Annotated in this window: 17 protein-coding genes; 3 read left to right on the forward strand and 14 right to left on the reverse strand. The window is 63.9% G+C overall.

What is annotated here, in order from left to right; all coding sequences use genetic code 11:
* Positions 1–6 precede the first annotated feature (6 nt).
* The 12 genes from C1O66_RS09055 to C1O66_RS09110 form a co-directional block, all read right to left on the reverse strand.
* On the reverse strand, positions 7–936 hold the full coding sequence (locus tag C1O66_RS09055) for a glycosyltransferase family 2 protein (protein WP_165794541.1): 930 nt from the start codon (positions 934–936) through the stop codon (positions 7–9).
* Positions 929–2,389: an O-antigen ligase family protein gene (locus C1O66_RS09060; protein WP_102767575.1), complete on the reverse strand. Its 1,461-nt coding sequence runs from the start codon at positions 2,387–2,389 to the stop codon at positions 929–931. Before C1O66_RS09060 ends, C1O66_RS09055 begins: the two co-directional genes overlap by 8 nt.
* 4 nt (positions 2,390–2,393) lie before the next feature.
* Positions 2,394–3,911: an oligosaccharide flippase family protein gene (locus C1O66_RS09065; protein ID WP_102767576.1), complete on the reverse strand. Its 1,518-nt coding sequence runs from the start codon at positions 3,909–3,911 to the stop codon at positions 2,394–2,396.
* Between the two features lie 63 nt (positions 3,912–3,974).
* Positions 3,975–4,652 (reverse strand): exosortase-associated protein EpsI, B-type, encoded by a 678-nt coding sequence (gene epsI / locus C1O66_RS09070; protein ID WP_102767577.1) that lies wholly within the window; start codon positions 4,650–4,652, stop codon positions 3,975–3,977.
* 2 nt (positions 4,653–4,654) lie between these two features.
* Positions 4,655–5,560: an exosortase B gene (gene xrtB / locus C1O66_RS09075; protein ID WP_102767578.1), complete on the reverse strand. Its 906-nt coding sequence runs from the start codon at positions 5,558–5,560 to the stop codon at positions 4,655–4,657.
* A gap of 2 nt (positions 5,561–5,562) precedes the next feature.
* The gene (locus tag C1O66_RS09080; RefSeq protein ID WP_102767579.1) at positions 5,563–6,450 is read right to left on the reverse strand and encodes a polysaccharide biosynthesis tyrosine autokinase; all 888 of its coding nucleotides are present in this window, start codon (positions 6,448–6,450) and stop codon (positions 5,563–5,565) included.
* Positions 6,451–6,488: 38 nt separating this feature from the next.
* A complete protein-coding gene (gene epsF, locus C1O66_RS09085; protein ID WP_102767580.1) occupies positions 6,489–7,898 on the reverse strand; it encodes a chain length determinant protein EpsF in 1,410 nt (469 codons plus the stop codon).
* A 9-nt stretch (positions 7,899–7,907) separates the two neighbouring features.
* Positions 7,908–8,777, reverse strand: coding sequence for a polysaccharide export protein EpsE (gene epsE / locus C1O66_RS09090; protein ID WP_243392754.1), 870 nt, complete (start codon positions 8,775–8,777; stop codon positions 7,908–7,910).
* A gap of 8 nt (positions 8,778–8,785) precedes the next feature.
* Positions 8,786–9,802, reverse strand: a complete 1,017-nt coding sequence (locus tag C1O66_RS09095; protein ID WP_102767581.1) for an EpsD family peptidyl-prolyl cis-trans isomerase — start codon at positions 9,800–9,802, stop codon at positions 8,786–8,788.
* Between the two features lie 326 nt (positions 9,803–10,128).
* Positions 10,129–10,860 (reverse strand): bifunctional demethylmenaquinone methyltransferase/2-methoxy-6-polyprenyl-1,4-benzoquinol methylase UbiE, encoded by a 732-nt coding sequence (gene ubiE / locus C1O66_RS09100; protein ID WP_102767582.1) that lies wholly within the window; start codon positions 10,858–10,860, stop codon positions 10,129–10,131.
* A gap of 69 nt (positions 10,861–10,929) precedes the next feature.
* Positions 10,930–11,361 (reverse strand): gamma-butyrobetaine hydroxylase family protein, encoded by a 432-nt coding sequence (locus C1O66_RS09105; RefSeq protein ID WP_102767583.1) that lies wholly within the window; start codon positions 11,359–11,361, stop codon positions 10,930–10,932.
* 185 nt (positions 11,362–11,546) lie between these two features.
* Positions 11,547–13,109 carry an FAD-binding oxidoreductase gene (locus tag C1O66_RS09110; protein WP_133155144.1) on the reverse strand — a complete coding sequence of 521 codons (1,563 nt, stop codon included), beginning with the start codon at positions 13,107–13,109 and terminating at the stop codon, positions 11,547–11,549.
* A 307-nt stretch (positions 13,110–13,416) separates the two neighbouring features.
* On the opposite strand from C1O66_RS09110, the gene C1O66_RS09115 reads away from it, so the two are divergent.
* Complete coding sequence (locus tag C1O66_RS09115) at positions 13,417–15,525, forward strand: putative bifunctional diguanylate cyclase/phosphodiesterase (RefSeq protein ID WP_165794542.1); 2,109 nt, start codon at positions 13,417–13,419, stop codon at positions 15,523–15,525.
* 102 nt (positions 15,526–15,627) lie between these two features.
* Here C1O66_RS09115 and C1O66_RS23880 read toward each other — a convergent pair whose 3' ends face one another.
* Both C1O66_RS23880 and C1O66_RS09120 read right to left on the reverse strand, forming a co-directional pair.
* Positions 15,628–15,768, reverse strand: coding sequence for a hypothetical protein (locus tag C1O66_RS23880; protein ID WP_165794543.1), 141 nt, complete (start codon positions 15,766–15,768; stop codon positions 15,628–15,630).
* Positions 15,769–15,919: 151 nt separating this feature from the next.
* Positions 15,920–16,438, reverse strand: coding sequence for a DUF1993 domain-containing protein (locus tag C1O66_RS09120; RefSeq protein ID WP_102767586.1), 519 nt, complete (start codon positions 16,436–16,438; stop codon positions 15,920–15,922).
* A 262-nt stretch (positions 16,439–16,700) separates the two neighbouring features.
* On the opposite strand from C1O66_RS09120, the gene C1O66_RS09125 reads away from it, so the two are divergent.
* The gene (locus tag C1O66_RS09125; protein WP_207795926.1) at positions 16,701–17,459 is read left to right on the forward strand and encodes a sulfite exporter TauE/SafE family protein; all 759 of its coding nucleotides are present in this window, start codon (positions 16,701–16,703) and stop codon (positions 17,457–17,459) included.
* Between the two features lie 66 nt (positions 17,460–17,525).
* Complete coding sequence (locus C1O66_RS09130) at positions 17,526–19,241, forward strand: nitrite/sulfite reductase (protein WP_102767588.1); 1,716 nt, start codon at positions 17,526–17,528, stop codon at positions 19,239–19,241.
* Positions 19,242–19,250: the final 9 nt, after the last annotated feature.

Below are 19,250 nucleotides of genomic sequence, written 5' to 3' on the forward strand. Positions count from 1 at the left end.
CAATATTCACCGAATCAGCGCAGCCAATCGAGGTGATAGCAATATCAGGACAGTGAACCACCACCGTCGCCCGACAATCGCACGCCAGCCTGAAACCCACAACTTCACCGCTGCGGTTCTCATCCCCTTAACGACCAAAACTCTAGCAAGAGTCAATCGCATCTCCGCGACAAGACGTAAGGAAGCACGCCTGACTTCGCTGGCCGCAGTCATCTCGGTCGCGCGCTGTTCTAAGCGGAGCCAAACCGGAAGTAGCTCTAGGGCGCGATAGGACCCCATCAAGCTGTCGGCTATGCCTACTCGGTAGACAGCAATCTGAGCATCAATCAGCGCAACCGGCCCGAGCTCCGCCAGTCGAAACCATAAGTCAAGGTCTTCACCCATGGATTCCCCGGGAGGAAACGCGAACGGCAAGCTTGCTAGCAAATGGCGGTTCACGGCCACAGAGCTGGAGCTGAAGGGCAAACCCGCACGCAAGAACTCTGCTGGCAGGTTGTCCACGATCCGGCATGGCAACTGTGCCGGCAAACTCGAAAACCGGTGCCCGGCCATGTCGTCATGCGCAACTCTCTGCTCGCGCCCACCCAAGACGCACGCCTGGGGAAACTGCCCATGCAAGGCGCGCAGACGAGCCAGACATTCGGGATGGTAGAGGTCGTCACCATCCAGAAAAGCAACGAACTCGCCTCGGCTGGCCTGGATGCCTTGATTTCTCGCCGCGGACACACCCGCGTTGGCCTGGCGAATCAGACGGATTCGCGGGTCCGGCAGGGCCTCGACCAAACTTGCCCCCTGGTCGGTGGATCCATCGTCCACCACCACGATCTCGAAGTCCGGATCGCTCTGTGCGAGCACGGACGCCACTGTGGCCTCGATGTAAGGGCCCTTGTTGTACAGCGGTATGACGACCGACCAGAAGGGTGAACGATCAGGCACCTTGCATGCCCTCTTGCTGCTCGGTATCGGCCCAGGCCCTGGCTTGCACAGGCTTGCGTAGGCGCACGGTCGCCGGGGCACCCGCCACCAGCATCAGCAGCAGAATGTGGAACAGCGACTCGCTGCCGAAGCTGTGCAGACCGATCGGCACCTCGCTGATCGAGCGCACCAGCAGCAGCACGGCCAATGCCGCCGGCATGCCCTTGAAGGCCGCCAGGCGAGGCAAAACGCGCGCGACCAAGGCCACCAGATAGACGAGGAAGCTGAGCAGGCCGATCAAGCCCGAGGCCGCCAGCACATTGAGGAACTGGTTGTGGGCATGGAAGGCGGCGCTGTAGCCGATCTGGAAACGGTGGTAGGGGTCCCAGATATCAGGCCCGTAACCGAAGAGCGGGCTCCGCCGCCATTCCTCGATCGCCACGGCCCAGATCTCGGTACGGCCCGTCAGCGTCACGAGGTCGCTGCCGGTGCGGCTGGCCAGAAACTTTTCAACACGCGCACCGAGTGCGCCGGACACCGCCACCGCCATGAACACGAGCACCAGCACTGCCAACGCGCCGAGCAGGAACTGGCTTTGCAGCTTGTAACGGCCTTGGGCCAGGCCGGCACCGATGCGACCGCGGTACTGGAAATAGACCAGGGTCAGCAAGCACAGCAGGGCGGCAATCCAGCTGGTGCGCGACTGCGTGAGGATCAATGTGGCAGCGCCCACCAGCCACGCCGCGCTCTGCACACTCCGCCGCTGGTAAGGCATGCACCAGAGGCAAATCAGGCCGAGCACGGCCAACGGGCCCATGGCATTGGGGCCGCTGGAAAGGCCGGAGTAACGCACGTTGAAGCCAGGAATCAAGCCACCGGTATAGGGCGCCAGCACCAGATTCTTCTTGACGGCCAGAAACAAGAGGCCCAAGGCCATGAAGGCAAACAAGGCATTGCGGGCCCAAATGACGGTGCGGCGCGCACCGTTTTCGGTGGTGAGCAAGGCACCGGTGCCGATGATCAGGGCGTAGAGGAACTCGTGAGAAACCGTCGGGCGCGTGCCCAAGGCTGCAGGCAAGGCCACCGAACACACCCAGAAGATCACGTAAGCAATCATCAGCGCCCGCGGCGTATTCAGCTGGCGTTTGGCCAAGATGAACTGAGCAATGCGCTCCAAGGAGGCTGCCAGCAGAAAGATAGACGTGGCACGCTGCGTCCATTTGGCGGCACTTCCTCCAGCGGCCATATCAGCGGCATCAGGCGGCAGCCCTTCCAGGCCCTCAAGACCTAGATTGCGACCCGAGGCCAATGTGGCCACAGCAATCGCCAGCACCATGGGTACGAAGAGATAGGGCAAAAAACCATCGGGCCGCTTGACGCCAAAGTGCATGGTGCCGCCGACGATGAACACAAAGCCGATGGCAATGGTGAAGGCCATCAAGATGTAGATGCCGTAAAAAACGACGATGTCCATGGGGTCAGCCCGCTTCTTTCTTGTTCATTCGTTCCACTTGCGCAGCAAAGTGCCGGGCAAGACGTGATTGTCTCGGGATGAAGCGCCCAAGCAATCCCAAGACCGGTGCACCGACCAAATTGGGCACCGACAGCCACAGCAGCAGAGCCACAGAAGCCGCTACGCCGCTGCGCGCCAGCAGCAAGGCCAGCGGCGCCGTGGTCCAGTGACTCAAGGCCAGGCCCGCAGCGTAGCCTGCCGCCATGACGGCGCCATTGAGCAGCAGCACACGCCAGAGCAGCCTTCGCAGCTCGACGCCCGGCACAGCCAAAGCCACACAGGCCGGCCCGGCAATCACCAGAAAGCGCAGCAAGAACACGGCCGCCGCGACCCCAGCCATGGCCACCAAGCCGTGGCTGGAAGCCAGTACAAAGGACAGCACTGCAAGGCCAAGCAGCGGCAATTGCAGCAGAGATTCCAGGTGCCGCCGCCCGGTGTTCCACAAAATCGGGGTGCTCAGCGCCCACGCCAGATATGCTGGCATGGCCAGAAACAAGAGGCCCAGTACCAGGCCGCTGTCGCCCCAGTTAGGCCCGTAAAGCAGGCGTATCAGCTCCTGGCTGGACAGGGCGCCAGCGACAAAGACTGGGGCGATGAACAACCAAATGAAGGACTGCACTTCGATGTAAGCCTTGCGCAGCGTCGGCAGCTGCTCCTGCAGCCTGGCACCGGACGCCAGAAAGGCCGGTTGCAAGGCTGAGATCATCAGGCCGTTGGGCACGGTGGCGAGGTTGTAGCCCACCGCATAGAGACCTGCCGGTTGGGTGCCGAGAAGGCGGCCAATCAGCAACCGATCGACATTGCTGACCAACCAGTTGCAGATGTTGGTGACAAACACGACGGCGCCAATGTTGACGTACTCTCGCGGCGCGGCCACACGGAACAGTGGCCGCATGGCATGCGGCCGACTGCGCATGGCCAGCACCACACCAAGCAGCGCCTGCGTGAGCCAGGCCGCCACCAAGCTCCAAGCGCCATGGCCCAGCGCAGCCAGAGGTATGCCCACCAAGAGGTAAGCCATGGCGTAGCTTTGAATCTGTTGGGCAGCAATGTCCTTGAAACGCAACTCGCGGCGCAACAGGTTGTTGGCAGTGGACGCCATGGCATTGAGGACGCACACCAAAGACAGGCAACGGATCACGTCAACTAGGCGGGGGTCACGCAGAAATGTGGCCATCAAAGGCGCGCCCACAAGCAAGATCAGTGTGCCAAGTAGGCCGCTGATGCATTGCCATGTAAAAACAAAGCGCACCGCCAGGTCATCGATGTCAGCACGTTGCATCAAGCTCCAGCCCAAGCCGAACTCGGAGAAGAACGTGGCCAGCAGCAAAGCCAAGGTGGCCAGGGCAAACAAGCCGTAGCTGTCCGGCCCCAAGAGGCGCGCCACGATGATGTTGACGGCCAGTTGCATCAAGAACTTGGACGCCGCCGCGAGCGCCCCCCATTTGGCCGCGGCGACCGACTGCTTGGCGATGTCGCTCATCGCGGACCCAAGTCAAGCCGGCCCAGCAAAAGGGACATGGTCAACAGGCCCACGAACCCAGCCTCAACGGCCGAAAACGCGTACGCGTGCTGCCGGCTGCAAAGCGCCGGCCAGGTCAGTCAGATACTGATGCTGAACCGCGAATGCGGCTTCGGAATTCGCGTCGATCGAAGACACACGGACGAGCAAGCCATCGGGAATGATGCCGCGCACACCGTATGCCAACTGTGCGACCTTTTGCTCGGTCGCGGAGCGCACTGCTTGGTCTCCGACCACCACCCAGTAGGTGATGGGCTCCATGCGCTGCGAGAGTTTGGAGGTCAGCTGACGCACATGCAGGTCCTTGCCGGCCACAGGCAACTCGGCCGCGCGGTTGCTGAGGATCTGGAAGCCCTGCGCCGGGTAGCACACCTCGGGGCGATGCACCCGCGTGCCGTCGGACTGATCGCCACCATAGGCTACGGACAGCATGATGCGCTGGCCCTGGCCATTGATGTACGAACGGCTGAGGACCTGGTTGTAGATCTGGTCGAGCCGAGCCTGAACATCGGGGGCCGGAAGAATGACCGGCATGCTGGTATCAAGGCGCCAGGCCCCGAAACTCTTGGGAAACAAAGTCTCGAGATCCGGCTTGCCGATTTGATCGGTCAAGTGAACACGAGGCGTCATGCGGTGTGCTGCACCCGCCGAAGCGAGCATCAACACCGTCATCACAATGGCTGCAGTGCGATTGAAATGCATGGTCACTTGCGCCTGTCGGTCACCCAGAAGAAATTCAAGATCTTGTCGACCACCAACATGATGGCCAGCGCCACCATGAACAGAACCATGCCGGCAAATCCGTGGATGAATCCTTGCCCGGCTGCATCACCAAAGTAGTAGGTGACCAGCACCAGAATCATCACCCGCACGATGTTGGCCACAAAGGAAATAGGCACCAGCAACAATGCCAAGGTCACGTTGCGACCGGCTGAGGTGTAGTTCATCAACTTCATGTACAGCAGGCCCAAGGCCTCCAGCGTGAACATGGAGTTCAGGCCCGCGCAAGCGTCTGCGACCAACAGTTGATAAGGGCCAATAGTCAAGATGACTCCAGCGCGCCCCACTGGATAGCCAGCGTTGTAGAGCAAAGAGGAAGCAACCGCAGACACCGCCGATTTCAAGGGTGTGGTCAAGGCAGTGACGAGCACCTCGGGCAGGGGAACCATGAAGAGCAGGAAAAACAGCGGAAACCAGATCAGCTTTAACCCAGCACCACCGATCAAGATCAACGCGATGGCGATCAGCACAAAGATCTGCGCCGACACTTCGAACAGCAAGATGGACTGCGAGCGGCCAAAGGCATAAAGCGCCAAGCCCAACATCAGAAACAATCCGCCCGTGATGTAGGCTGGCTTGGGCTGAACTTGCAAAAGGGTCTGGCGCTGCTGATACAGCAGCCACAAGCTAACAGCAAGAATGATGGGACCGTGACCTTGCTCGTCACTGGCCCAGACTGTGCTGGACAAGTCCCAATATGTGGGCACAAACATGGCCGCGAAACCAAGCAGCACCAGCACCAGCACACCAATGTCAGGGCTGCTCAAGCGAACCGCAGGCACGGCCGCTGCAACGGCGTTGTCTGACGCCGAACCTGGGGACTGCACCATGATCAGTACTCGTTCAACACCGCGCCGGTGACGAGGGTGGACGCGTCAGCCAGCCCGGCCACCAACTCTTGGAAAGGCGCCAGCTTGGATTCGCTTTTGCGCGCGAGCGGCATGGCCGCACCACAGCGCGAAGCGATCACCACAGCGTCCGCACCCAGCTCAGCGGCAGGCGTGTCAACGATCACATAGTCGAACTTGGACACCAGCTCACGCAGCAGCAACCCGAATGCCGGACGCTCTAGCAATTCCAGCGGATTGGGCGGCGTGATGCCCACGGGTAGCAAGAACAAACCAGGTACGCCCTTGATCGGCTGGATGGCCTGTCCCTCGGTACGACCCGCGAGAATGCCGGACAGGCCTGATGGGCTCTGCACACCGAACACCTCATGCTGACGCGGCCCACGCAGATCAGCGTCAACGAGCAAGGTGCGGCCGCCCAGCTGAGCCAAAGTGACAGCCAAATTCGCAGCAAAAAAACTCTTGCCATCGCCCTGATTGGCGCTGACCACGGCCAAGGCTCGGCGAGGCGATTGCTGCTCACTGAACACCCGCATCATCAACTGGCTGCGCACGGCCCGGAAAAACTCAGCTTGCGCTGAGAAAGGCTGATTCAGGGTGATCAACTCTGCGTTCTGGTTGCGGCTGACTTCCGGCGCATAGGGGTAGTGAAACTGCTGCGCCAAAGCGAACAGCACATCATCAGCATTGGCAAACCCCAGAGCGATGGCAGCCTCGCCAAAGCGAACGTTCTTCTCTCGCTGGTAGCTCAGCACACGCGCTACTTGGTCGGCAGAGAGATCGCGGGTCTCGGCAATGATCGCCCCAATCGAACGATCCTTCAGTTCCTTGCCTGCATCGGCTGCGCTCTGTCCCAAACTCGCTTCGCTCATGTTCTCAATCCTCTACTGTTCTCTGGAAGCGCTAAGGCTCAGGCGCTATGACCGATCACACGACGTTGTGCTGCGGCTGTAGCCAACTGACCCGACTTGGCCGAGCCGGGTTTGGGCATGACACCAATCACGGCGATACCGAGGCTGGCGGAAATGTCTTCCACGGTACGAATGCGGCGGTCTGAAACCTCCCGAATGAAGGCTGCTAGCACGCCAAGCAAGGTGCCGCCAAACACCGCGATCAGAGCGTTCAAGAAAGTACGCGGGCTGGACGGTTCCAGCGGCGGCGATGCCACCGTCAAGGCGCTGACATTGCTCTGCGTCGACTGACTGTCCAGGCTGGACTGGGTCAAGCGGGCTTGGACTGAGTCGTACGCGCGCTGAGCATTCTCGACGTCACGTGCCAGCACGATGCCTTCGTCACGCACCTGCTTCATTTGCAATACTTTGGCGCGCTGAGCTTCAAGTTCCGCTCGCAACTGCGACTCTCGCTGCCGATTGATGGCATTGGTGACTCCCACGCCACCCGTGATACGACGCGTTTCTTCAGCAATCTTGATTCGCAGTTCAGCGATGTTGGCCTTCAATTCCATCACTTGCGGATGGCTCTCACCAAGGCGAGCGTTGACTTCCTGCAGACGCACTTCGGCGCGCGACAGGTCGGCCTTCAGACTGCCCACGATGGGGTTATTCAACACCTCCTGCATGCGGTCGCCTGACGCACCGGTAGCTTGAGCATTACGGCTGCTGGACTCCGACGCAATGGCCTGCAAAGCAACCAGCTGCGAAGAAAGCTCGCTCAAGCGCGCATTCTCGATGTCCAGGCGCTCGTCAGCATTGATGATGCCCTTCTCACGCTGAAAAGCACTGAGCTTGATCTGCGCCGCTTCCAGTGTGTTGCGTGCGTCTTTGGCGCGCGAATCGAAAAAGCTGCTGTACTGCTTGGCCGGATCGACCTTCAACTCCAGGACAGTGTCCAAATACGCCTGTACGAATGCATTTGCCAGCCCGGCAGCAAATTTCGGGTCAACGGCTTTGTAGGACACACTGACCACGTTGGACTCGCGCGAAGGCCGCACGTCCAGGCTCTTCTGGAACGTCTCACCCAACCAGGACTCGACGCTGCCTTGGCCGCCCGTAGCCTCCCTCCATTGCTCACGAACCTGCGGGTTCTCGTTGAGCTTCAGAGATCGGACCACGCGTTGAGCCACTCGATCACTTTGAATAATGTCGACCTGCGTCGTCATGAAAGACGGATTCACCATCGTGCCGTAGCTCATGGCGGAATACGGATCAGGCTTTGCGTCAACCACAAAGCTCGCAGTCGCGGTGTATTGCTTTGGCATAACGAGGGTGATGCCCATGACCACAAGCAGGGTTGCGATCAACACCGCCATCGCGAGTTTCCAACGGGCTTGCAGAATGGCGATAAATTGTCCGAATGTCATACCGTGCCCTTAAAACAAGCTCTCTTTAACGTACACAACATCCCCATCCTTCAAACCCTCATCCATCGGGAGCTGGAGAACTTCGACCTTGCCGTCGGGGCCTTTGCGGTGGACGCGGATGCCTTTTTCGGTGCCGCGTTGGGTGATGCCGCCGCCGGTGGCGAGCGATTGCATCAGGGTCATGCCGCGTTCCAGGCGCATGGGGCCGGGGCGTTGCACTTCACCGTAGATATAGACCATGGGGGCGCGCTCGACCCAGATGACGTCGCCGTTCTGGATCAGCACATCCTGCTCACGGCCGCCCGCAGCGAAGATGCGCGGCAGGTCGATTTCCAGGCGGTAGGGTTGGCCGTTGCGGGTACCGCTGAGCACCAGCACTTCGGCGCCAGTGACGGCGATGCCACCGGCATTGGCCAGCAGATCGGTCAGGCGCATGTCGGCGGTTTCGATTGGGTAGCGGCCCGGGCGATTGACCTGGCCCAGCACGCTGGCCTGGTTGCCCTTGACCTGCAACACCACCACGGTGACTTGCGGGTTCTTGACGAAATTGCCGTCGCGCAAACCGTCGGCGATCAGTTTCTCGGCCTGAGTGGCACTGAGACCACCGATGCGGATACTGCCCAGCAAGGGAAAGGAAATGACGCCGCTCTCCGACACCCGGGTTTCCAGGGTCAGGTCTTGATTCTGGTACACGGTGATGCGCAGCACATCGCCCGAACCCAGGCGATATTCAGCCGGAGCGCTGGCGCCGGGCATGGCCGCAGCCGCGGCTTGCACCTGCGCTGAGGCAGCCATCGACAGGGAACCCAGCAATGCCAAGGCCGCCGCAGCCACCCGGGCCGGGCGCGAAGGAGCGAAGGTCAGGAAAGACGACGTCATGTTGAAACTCACTTGAGACCCATGCCCTTGGAGATGTCAGCGGCATTCAGACCGCTGGCGGCCGGAGCAACCGGATCGGCAGCCACGGGCGCCGCCGTCGGAGCCGGCGTGGCGGCTGCGGCCGGGGCGGAGGCTGCGGCGCCCTTGGCACCCGGCGCGCCCTCGGCGAACTTGCCGATGTAGTCGATCTTGGCGGCTTCGCGCAGGCCCTTCAGGTCCTTTTGCACCAGCTCAGCCTTGCGCTGATTGACCAGGAAGGCCTCGATGGCCGGGCGAGCCCGGGCCTCGTCGACCGGCTGGCTGCGCGAGCCGACCAGGAACAGCACGGTGATGCCATTGGCGGTCTGGGTGACCGCCGAGTCGCCGTCCTTCATGCGGGCGATCGACTCCAGGCCGTTGAGCGGCAATTGCTCGGCGGCGCGCACTGCCTGGTTGGCGGTGAACCGGAAATCATTGGATTTCAGATACTCGGCAAACTCGCCAATATTCTTGGCGCTTTCGAGTTTCTGACGCAGCTGACCAAATTGCTCGGGTTTGGCTTCAATCGCCAATTCCTGCAGGCTGTAAATACGGCGGTCTTTGAACAGCGCGGGTTTCTCGTTGTAATACTTGCTGACTTCTTCGCTGCTCGGCTTGGCCACCGATTCACCGATGCGCTCGACGTAGGAGCGGGCGATGATTTCGCGCTTGGCGGCTTCGATTTGCTGCACGACACGCGGGTCGCGGTCCAGTTTCAGCTCCTGGGCCTTTTGCACGGCCAGTTCCTGCTCGATCAGACGCTCCAGCACCTGGCGGCTGGCCGCTTCGGCTTGTTCGGGCTTGAGGCCTTGTTGGCGCTGCAGCACGAAGTTGATCTGGTGAACGGTGATCTCTTCCTTGTTCACCTTGGCAGCCGTTTGCGAGGCCTTGTCCGACTTCTTGTCGTCACCGCAACCACTCAGCATCACGGCCACCACGGCGGCGGCCACCGCGGCCACGCGCAGGCCCTTGAAAGCGGAAGCGTTCTCTTGATTCGTCAGGTACATGGCTTGTCTTTCTCTCTTCTAGCGCGGTGCCCCGAGCCGGGGCCCCAAAACTGATGCTGCAGCGCAGCAAGCTACCTCGCCCACGCTGGGACGAGCGAGTGTAACTTTGGAAAATGACAATTCGCCCCCCGGGAAACCGGCAATCAGGGGGGCGCCCCTCACGGAATACCCGCGGTATTTCACGGGCGTGCCCAAGAATGAATCGACAGCCCAGGGAATACCCTCGCGCCACCGGAATTCGGCGGCAGGCACTGTTTCATTTCGGTTTATGACAAATCAAGGACTGGGGCGCCTTGCGCACAAATACTTAAGCCCCCACCATCACATCAGCACTTGATGCCGACATGCAGAGCCACCACCCCGGCGCTCAGGTTGTGCACATCGACATGGCCGAAGCCGGCCGTCTTCATCATGGCCTTGAGCTCCTGCTGACCCGGGTGCATGCGGATGGACTCGGCCAGGTAGCGGTAGCTCTCGGCGTCGCCGGCAATCATCTGGCCCAGCTTGGGCAAGACCTTGAAGGAGTACCAGTCGTAGGGCTTCTGCAGCGGCGCGGCCACCTTGGAGAACTCCAGCACCAGCAGCCTGCCACCCGGGCGCAGCACCCGGCACATCTCGGCCAGGGCCACGTCCTTGTGAGTCATATTGCGCAGGCCGAACGCCACACTGACCAGATCGAAACTGCCAGCCTTGTAGGGCAGCTTCTCCGCGTCACACAGATTGGTCGGCAGGATCAGGCCTTCGTCGAGCAGGCGGTTGCGGCCCTGGCGCAGCATGGCCTCGTTGATGTCGGTGTGCACCACCATGCCGGTTTCGCCCACCTTCTTGGCAAAGGCCCGCGACAGATCGCCCGTGCCGCCGGCAATGTCCAGCACCCGATCGCCGGCCTTGAGGTTGGCCACGGCCACGGTGTAGGCCTTCCAGGCGCGGTGCATGCCCATGGACATCAGGTCGTTCATGACGTCGTACTTGGACGCCACCGAGTCGAACACGCCGCGCACATGGCTGGCCTTCTCGCGCTCGTCAACGGTCTGGTAGCCGAAATGGGTGCTGCTCATGATGAATGGGTCTCGCGGGAAATGAGTGGGCTGAAGCTTTGTGGGCCGGTGTGGGCGAGGCTTCAGTTTTCAGTGATGGCCGTGGCTGGCGCAGCCATGGCCGCCGGCCGGCGCCGGAGCGGCCATGTCGGCATCGCGGCTCAGACCGGCCGCGGCCAGGCGGGCTTCGTAATCGGCCCAAAGCTGGGTTTGCTGCTCGCCGAGCTGGTACAGATAGTCCCAGGTGAACAGGCCGCTGTCATGGCCATCGGAAAACTGCGGCCGCACGGCGTAGTGGCCGATCGGCTCCAGGCCGGTGATCTGCACCTCGCGCTTGCCGGTCTGCAGCACCTCCTGGCCGGGGCCATGGCCTTGCACCTCGGCCGAGGGGCTGTAGACCCGCATCAGCTCGAACGGGATGCGAAAGCGCGCGCCGTCCGAAAACGCCACCTCCAGCACGCGGGACTGCTGGTGCACGGTGATCTCGGTGGGGCTGGGGGTCTTGGGGCTGAGGCCGGCCATGGTCAGGTTTGCAGAGGATGCAATTCAAAGCAGAGGCATGCAGGCGGCCCGAGAGACTCGGGAAGGAAGCGCAGACAAGATGGAAACCAGCGGCGCATCACAGCCCGAGCCGGGCCGCCACAAAGGGCGCCCAGTGTAACTTTGCCCCACCCTTGCCGGCGCACGCCCTGCCGGCAGCCCGGATATCACAGCCCTTGCACGGTCTTGAACAGGCCGCTGGGGTCCTGCGCCTGCTTGATCTGCTGAAGCCGGGCCAGATGGCTGCCATGGTAGGCCGGCAGCGGGTCGGCAATGCTGGCATCCGGGTAATTGAGATAGGCGCGGCCGCTGCTCCAGGGCCGCATCTGCTCGCGCAGGCCGTGGGTCCAACGGGCCCCCTCCTCCACCGCCGAGGCGGTGGCGAAAGGCGGCAGCTCCACCCCGTACTGGGCGCTGAACAAGGCCGCACGGTGCGGAAATGCCGTGGCCTGATGTGAAAGCTGGGCGATGGCCCCACCCATCAGATTCAGGATCACACCGCCCGAACCCTGGCCGCGCCGCGCACGCAAGGCGTCCGCCAAGGCCCGCTGGCCCTCGGGCGCTAGGGCTTGGTCGTAAAAGTCCGAGCTGGCCGCCATGGTCACGCGACCGAGGCGCCCCTCCGGGTTCTGCGCTGGCAGATGGCATTGCGCCAGGCTCAGGCCGGCGCAATCGCCGAGCAAGACATCCCGGTAGCTGCGCGCCTGCAGAGCGCCCGGCACCAGGCCGGGCCGGTTGATGCGCGCCAGCAGCGCCTGCCAGATCGGAGAAAACTGCGCCACGTCGCTGTGTGCGCCCAATGCCAATCCCCAGAGGCGCCCACCCTGGGGCGACACCGCCAGCTGCGACCAGGCCGAGCCGGGCAAACCTTGCTCCGGCCAGCGCTGCCAGGCGGCCAGCACCGCCCCCAGATCGTCCAGGCCGAAGCTCGCGCTGAACTGCAGCAATGGCCCCACCGCATGGGTTTGAAAACGCAGCTCGGTCAGCACACCGAAGCGCCCGCCGCCGCCGCCGCGCAAGGCCCAGAACAGATCGCTGTTGCGGCCGGCATCGCAGACCAATGCCTGACCCTCGGCATTGACCACGGTGGCGCCAATCAAAGCGTCGCAGCTGAGGCCGTAGGCCCGGTCCAGCACCCCAAAGCCACCGCCGAGGGTGATGCCGGCAATGCCCACGCTCAGGCAGCTGCCCGAGGGGATGCAGCGGCCCTGGCTGATCAAGCCCTCGTAGACATCGGCCAGGGTGGCACCGGCGCCGACCACGGCCACCTCGCCCTCCAGCCTGACCCCGTTCATCGGCCCGACATCGAGCACCAGGCCCGGCCCGGTCGAGGCGCCCAGATAGCTGTGGCCACCGCCACGCAGGGCCAGAGGCATGGCCTTGCGGCGTGCGAAGGCCAAACCGGCCGCCACATCGGCCGCACTGGCGCAGCGCAGCAGACCCAGCGGACGCAGAGCGTCATAGCGGGCGTTGGCGACCAGGCGCCGGGTGTCGTAGCCGCTGTCGCCGGGGCGCAAGACTTGCCCTGCACCTTGGGCTTGCACCTGGGCGGCCAGAGCATCCCAATCGGCATCCGGGCTGGGCCCCGGTGCGGGCGGCGGCGCCGGCGCAGGCTCCACCAGGCCTCCACTTCGGCCGCCACCTCCGCCGCCACAGCCGGCCAGCCCACCACCCAGCACCGTTACCGCAGGCCAAGCCGCCCCGCGGGCGAGAAAACGCCGTCGATCCATCTTGCCCTCCTCCCCGAGTCGCAAAATACCAAACGACACCCAATTTAAGACCAGTCTAGAACCAAATTGATAACAACCATGTCAGGGCTTGTGCCGAGCCCGGTTGGCGGCGGACCTCAGGGCTGTGCGAATGGCAGCCTCGGGAATGAAAGAAAAGCGAAAGTTCTGCAGCGGGCAACCGATAGAGCTTGAAGCCATGAAGTGTTGAGGCGGCGCAGCACAAACGCGGCGCCGGGAGCTGTTCCCCGGCGCTGCCGCGCGCCAGGCTTTGATGTCCCATTCCCCAGCCCTTCGATTTCCTGCATCCATGTTTCTTTCGCCCCTGCAAGCCCTGGCGCGCCTGCGCATCGGTACCCGCCTGGCCCTGCGTTCCGTGCTGGTGCTCTTGCTGCTGACCCTGGCTGGGCTGAGCCAGCTGGAACGCATGAACCAGCTCTCGGTGGCCCTGAACGAGCTGGCCAGCCAGCGCCTGACCCTGCTGCATTTGTCAGAGGACATCAGCGCGCAGGCGCACAAAACCTCGCGCAAGCTGCTGGTGCTGATCAGCGCGCCGCGCGAACAGCGCATTGCGGCCTACCGCGAGGCCGACGCGGCCAACCGGCAGATCGACCAGGATCTCAGTCGCCTTGGTCAGCAATTGCGCGGTGCGGCCAGCCGTCGGGCTTTTGCAGAACTGAGCCAGGCCCTCGATCAGTACCGTGCGGCCTATGGCCGCAACATCGACCTGATCGAGGCCGAGGACCTGAACGCCGCACGCACGATGATGGCGCGTGAGACCGAGCAGGCCCTGGACCAGCTGGCTCGCGCTGCCGACCGACTGCTCGAACTCCAGCAGAAAGATACGGCCGACCATGCCCACGAGCTGCAGGACGAGATCCGTAAGGACCGCCAGTGGATGCTGATCCTGGGCGTGCTGGTGGTCGCCTTCAGCGGTGCGCTGGACGGCGTGGTGCGCCGCTCCATCACCGTGCCCCTGGGTCACGCCGAACAGGCGGCCCAGCGCCTGGCCGCCGGTGACTACAGCGCGCGCGCCGAGCTGCAGGGCCAGGACGAGGTGACCCGCGTCGGCCAGGCCCTGAACACCCTGGCGGCCGCCGTGGGCGAGCGCGAGCTGCGCCTGCGCCGCCTGGCCAACACCGATGCCATGACCGGCCTGGCCCAGCGCGCGCGCTTTCTGGTCGAGGCCAATGAGCAGCTGCAACAGCGGCGCAACCAGGGCGGCCTGGCCTCCTGCCTGCTCTGCCTGGACCTGGACCGGCTCAAGACCATCAACGCCCTGCTCGGCTTCGATGCCGGTGATGCCGTGATCCGCCGCGCCAGCAGCCATCTTGCCGAAGCCCTGGGTGCGCAAGCCCCGCTGGCCCGCCTGGCCGGCGGCACCTTCGCCGCCCTGCTGCAGGTGCGCGACGCCGCCGACGCCCAGCTGCAGGCCGAGAGCCTGCGCCGCGCCATCGAGCAGCCGCTGGACTGGCAAGGCCAGCGCCTGGACCTGTCCATCTCCTGCGGCGCCGCGCTCTGCCCCGAGCATGGTCATGAGGCCGAGTCGCTGCTGCGCCAGGCCGAGCAGGCCTTGTTCGAATCCAAGCGTTCCAAGGCGGCGCTGCGTTTCTACAGCAGCGGCACCGAGCAAGCTCGCCAGCAAGACCTGACCCTGGCGTCGGACCTGCAAGCGGCCCTGCAGGGCGAGCAGCTGCATGCCTATCTGCAGCCCAAGCTGCGCCTGGGCAGCGGCGAGCTGGAAGGCGCCGAAGCCCTGGTGCGCTGGAAGCACCCGACCCGCGGCTGGGTGCCGCCGGGCGAGTTCATCCCCTTTGCCGAGCGCACCGGCCGGGTCAGCCAGCTGACGCGTTGGATGCTGGGCGAGGCCTTGCGCTTGCTGGCTGAGCCACGCATGGCCGGCCTGCACATCGCCGTCAACATCTCCACCCAGGATCTGCAGAACGGCGAGCTGCTGGACTTTCTGCGCGAGCGCCTGCAAGAGCACGACGTCGACCCGCAACACCTGACCCTGGAGCTGACCGAAACCGGCCTGATGGACAGCAGCGACGACCCGGTGGCCCTGCTGCATGGCCTGCGCACCCTGGGCGTGCGCCTGTCGATCGACGACTTCGGCACCGGCCACTCTTCGCTGGCCTATCTGCAGCACCTGCCGGTGGATGAGCTCAAGATCGATCGATCCTTTGTGCGCGAGGTGGACCTCTCACCGCGGCGCTACGAGCTGCTGGAAACCATCGCCCGCCTGGGCCACAGCCTGAGCCTGACGGTGACGGCCGAAGGCATCGAGCGCGAGGGCGAGCTGGATGCGGTGCGCCGCGTCGGTTGTGACCAGGTGCAAGGCTTCCTGCTGGGCCGGCCGATGGACTTCGAGTCCTTCCTGGCCTGGCGAGATGCGCGCGAGGCTGCTGCTCCGGCATGAAAAAAAAACCACGTGGGCATGGAGCACACGTGGCTGGGTCTTGCGGTGTGTGAGGCCCGAAGCGACGAATGTTTCGCCAGGCTTGGGGCCTGCCTGTCCTTCTTACTTGGCCTTCTTGCTGCGATCGGGCACCACGGTGGTGACCGTGGGCATCACCGCGCCGGATGAAATCGGCTTGGGCGGTGCGCTGTCCTTCTTCGGCTTCTTCGCTTCCTTGTTGCTCTTTTGCTGACCTTTGGCCATGAGTCGCTCCTCAGTTGGCGTGCCTGCGGCACAGATGGACGATGGGGTGTTTCCAGCGAACTCGAAAAACCGTGCCGCAGTGTGACATGAAGCAGGCTCAGGCCCGGGGTCAGCGCAGCCAGCTGCGCCTCAAAACGCCTCAGACGCTGCCTCAGAAGGCGCCCATATAGTCCTTCTTGCCCAGCTCCACGCCGTTGTGACGCAGGATGGCGTAGGCCGTGGTCACGTGGAAGAAGAACTGCGGCAGACCATAGCTCAGCAGATAGGCCTGGCCGGCGAAGCGGCGCTCTTTCGGCGTGCCCGGGCGCAGCACCACCTCGCGGCTGGCGGCCTCGGCAAAGGCCTCGGTCGGCAGGCCATCGATGAAGGCCAGAGTGGCTTGGATGCGCGCCTGCAGCTCGGCAAAACTCTTTTCCTCGTCCGCCACGCTGGGCACCTCGGCGCCGGCCAGGCGGGCGCTCACGCCCTTGGCGAAATCGCAGGCGATCTGCACCTGGCGCAGCAGCGCGAACATGTCCGGGAACAGGCGCGCCTGCAGGAACACTTGCGGGTCGATATTGCGCGCCGTGGCATGGGCCTCGGCCTTGCTCAGGACATCGGCTAGGCCACCCAGCATTTGCTTGAAGACGGGCACGCTGGCTTGGTGCAGGACGGGGGTGGATGCGGTCATGGCGGCACTTTCTAAAAAGGCGGTTGGGGAAAACATGGGAGCCACAGGTTCGCGGCCCGGCGCCGCGCATTCTGTCAGCCCCGTGTGAAAGCCGCTGGCGCCGCACCGAATGACCGGATGGGGCAGCATCTCAAACTTCATATATGCAAATTCGGATAAGCAATCTACAAATAAATGGTTTGCGTATATATAAAGGCTACATAAAGTCCGCCCCCTGAGACGCAGACCTGCGCCTCAGCAACTGGGAGCAGATGTGGACTGGATGGCAATTGCAAGTGGATTTGGCGTCGGCGCCATCGTCGGGGTGACCGGCGTGGGCGGCGGTTCGCTGATGACGCCGCTGCTGCTGTCGGTGTTCCAGCTCAGCCCGGCCGTGGCCATCGGCACCGATCTGTGGTTCGCCGCACTGACCAAGATGTCCGGTTCGGTCGCCCACGCCCGCCACGGTCATGTGAAATGGGGCCTGACCGCCCTGTTGCTGGCTGGCAGCATCCCGGCCTCCATCGCCACCGTGGCCCTGATGCACGCCACCGACATCACCAAGGGCTGGGCCAGCACACTGACTTTTTCCCTGGGCATTGCCCTCTTCCTGACCGCCCTGGTGGTGGCCTTCAAGAAATCCTGGCAAGCCGTGGGCCTGCGCCTGGAACGCCACATCCCCGAGTCGCGCAAGCCGGCGCTGACGGTCGCGGCCGGCGTGCTGCTGGGCGTGCTGGTCTCGCTGTCCTCGATCGGTGCGGGCGCGATCGGCGCCACCCTGATCCTGCTGCTCTACCCGCGCCTGGAGGCGCGCTACATCGTCGGCAGCGACATCGCCCACGCCGTGCCCCTGACCCTGGTCGCCGGCATTGGCCATGCCACGCTGGGCCATGTCAACTGGACCTTGCTGCTGCCCTTGCTGATCGGCTCCATGCCTGGCATCTGGTTGGGTGCCCAACTGACCCGACGCCTGCCCGATGGTGTGGTGCGCGGCCTGTTGTGCGGCTCCCTGCTGCTGGCCGGCTGGAAAGTCATTCACTAAAGCCCCGTCCGGCCGAAACCCCTTCTCAGATCCTCAGATCCACCGAACTCTTCCGACAAGCCCGCCATGTACCAGTACACCGACTTCGACCGCCAGTTCGTCCGCGCCCGCGCTGCGCAGTTCCGCGACCAGCTGGAGCGCAATCTGGCCGGCACGTTGAGCGACGACGAATTCCGCCCCCTGCGCCTGCAGAACGGCTGGTATGTGCAGCGCCATGCGCCCATGCTGCGCGTGGCCGTGCCTTACGGCGTGCTGTCCAGCGCGCAGCTGCGCGCCCTGGCCGGCATCGCCCGTGATTTCGATCGCGGCTATGGCCACTTCACCACGCGCCAGAACCTGCAGTACAACTGGATCCCCCTGCCCCAAGCCGCCGATGTGATGGACCGCCTGGCCGATGTCGACATGCACGGCATCCAGACCAGCGGCAACTGCATCCGCAACATCACCAGCGACTGCTTCGCCGGCATCGCGCCCGACGAGATCGTCGACCCGCGCCCCTACGCCGAAGTGCTGCGCCAGTGGAGCACCCTGCACCCCGAGTTCGCCTTCCTGCCGCGCAAGTTCAAGATCGCCATCTCGGGCGCGGCCGAAGACCGCGCCGCCATCGCCTGGCATGACATCGGCCTGCAGCTGAAGAAGAACGAGGCCGGCGAGGTCGGCTTCCAAGTGCTGGTCGGCGGCGGCATGGGCCGCACGCCCATCATCGGCCAAGTGATCAACGAGTTCCTGCCCTGGCAGCAGATCCTGGTCTATCTGGAGGCCATCGTGCGGGTCTACAACCGCTATGGCCGCCGCGACAATATGTACAAGGCCCGGATCAAGATCCTGGTCAAGGCCGAAGGCCAGGCCTTCTTCGACGATGTGAACGCCGAGTTCAAGCAGATCCTGGAGCTGGACGAAGGCGGCCGCGAGCACCTGATCCCGCAAGCCGAGCTGGACCGTGTGGCCGCAAGCTTCGTCACGCCGGCCGGCGTGCAGCCGGGCGAGGGCAGCGACATCTTCGCCGGCGTGGCGGACGGCGCCTACAAGCGCTGGCTGGAGCGCAACGTTCACGGCCACCGCGTGCCGGGCTACCGCGCCGTCACCCTCTCGCTCAAGCGCGCCGGCCTGGCCCCGGGCGACGCCACCGATGCCCAGATGGACGGCGCGGCCGATCTGGCGGACCGCTTCGGCCTGGGCGAGCTGCGCGTCAGCCATGACCAGAACCTGGTGCTGACCTGGGTGCGCGAGAGCGAGCTGCCGGCCCTGTTTGAAGCCAGCCGCGCGCTGGGCTTCGCCACCCCGAACATCGGCCTGCTGACCGACATGATCGCCTGCCCCGGTGGCGACTTCTGCGCCCTGGCCAATGCCCGCTCCATCCCAGTGGCCGCGGCCATCACCGAGCGCTTCGATGACCTGGACGAGCTCTACGACATCGGCGACATCGACCTGCACATCAGCGGCTGCATCAACAGCTGCGGCCACCACCACAGCGGCCACATCGGCATCCTCGGCGTCGACAAGGACGGCAAGGAGTGGTACCAGGTCTCGCTGGGCGGCTCGGACGGCTCCACCCTCTCGGGTGCCTCGGTGCCGGGCAAGGTGATCGGCCCCTCCTTCGCGGCCGACGAGGTGCCAGATGTGATCGAGTCCATCGTCCAGACCTACCGCCGCGAGCGCGCCAACGCCAGCGAGCGCTTCATCGACACCGTGCGCCGCATCGGCCTGGAGCCCTTCAAGGCCCCCGCCAATGCCGTGCGCACCCTGACCGGCAACAACGCTGCTGCCGCCGAAGCCCAATGACCTCCGCCC

It is taken from the genome of Paucibacter aquatile, assembly GCF_002885975.1.
Taxonomy (GTDB): Bacteria; Pseudomonadota; Gammaproteobacteria; order Burkholderiales; family Burkholderiaceae_C; genus Paucibacter_A; species Paucibacter_A aquatilis.

Bases quoted from the DNA above. Each gene is read 5' to 3' on its own strand.
- C1O66_RS09110 (WP_133155144.1), bottom strand. From the start codon at position 13,109: ATGGATCGACGGCGTTTTCTCGCCCGCGGGGCGGCTTGGCCTGCGGTA.
- epsF (WP_102767580.1), bottom strand. From the start codon at position 7,898: ATGACATTCGGACAATTTATCGCCATTCTGCAAGCCCGTTGGAAACTC.
- C1O66_RS09120 (WP_102767586.1), bottom strand. From the start codon at position 16,438: ATGACCGCATCCACCCCCGTCCTGCACCAAGCCAGCGTGCCCGTCTTC.
- C1O66_RS09125 (WP_207795926.1), top strand. From the start codon at position 16,701: ATGGCAATTGCAAGTGGATTTGGCGTCGGCGCCATCGTCGGGGTGACC.
- C1O66_RS09130 (WP_102767588.1), top strand. From the start codon at position 17,526: ATGTACCAGTACACCGACTTCGACCGCCAGTTCGTCCGCGCCCGCGCT.
- C1O66_RS09065 (WP_102767576.1), bottom strand. From the start codon at position 3,911: ATGAGCGACATCGCCAAGCAGTCGGTCGCCGCGGCCAAATGGGGGGCG.
- C1O66_RS09080 (WP_102767579.1), bottom strand. From the start codon at position 6,450: ATGAGCGAAGCGAGTTTGGGACAGAGCGCAGCCGATGCAGGCAAGGAA.
- epsE (WP_243392754.1), bottom strand. From the start codon at position 8,777: ATGACGTCGTCTTTCCTGACCTTCGCTCCTTCGCGCCCGGCCCGGGTG.
- C1O66_RS09060 (WP_102767575.1), bottom strand. From the start codon at position 2,389: ATGGACATCGTCGTTTTTTACGGCATCTACATCTTGATGGCCTTCACC.
- xrtB (WP_102767578.1), bottom strand. From the start codon at position 5,560: ATGGTGCAGTCCCCAGGTTCGGCGTCAGACAACGCCGTTGCAGCGGCC.
- C1O66_RS23880 (WP_165794543.1), bottom strand. From the start codon at position 15,768: ATGGCCAAAGGTCAGCAAAAGAGCAACAAGGAAGCGAAGAAGCCGAAG.
- ubiE (WP_102767582.1), bottom strand. From the start codon at position 10,860: ATGAGCAGCACCCATTTCGGCTACCAGACCGTTGACGAGCGCGAGAAG.
- C1O66_RS09115 (WP_165794542.1), top strand. From the start codon at position 13,417: ATGTTTCTTTCGCCCCTGCAAGCCCTGGCGCGCCTGCGCATCGGTACC.
- epsI (WP_102767577.1), bottom strand. From the start codon at position 4,652: ATGCATTTCAATCGCACTGCAGCCATTGTGATGACGGTGTTGATGCTC.
- C1O66_RS09095 (WP_102767581.1), bottom strand. From the start codon at position 9,802: ATGTACCTGACGAATCAAGAGAACGCTTCCGCTTTCAAGGGCCTGCGC.
- C1O66_RS09105 (WP_102767583.1), bottom strand. From the start codon at position 11,361: ATGGCCGGCCTCAGCCCCAAGACCCCCAGCCCCACCGAGATCACCGTG.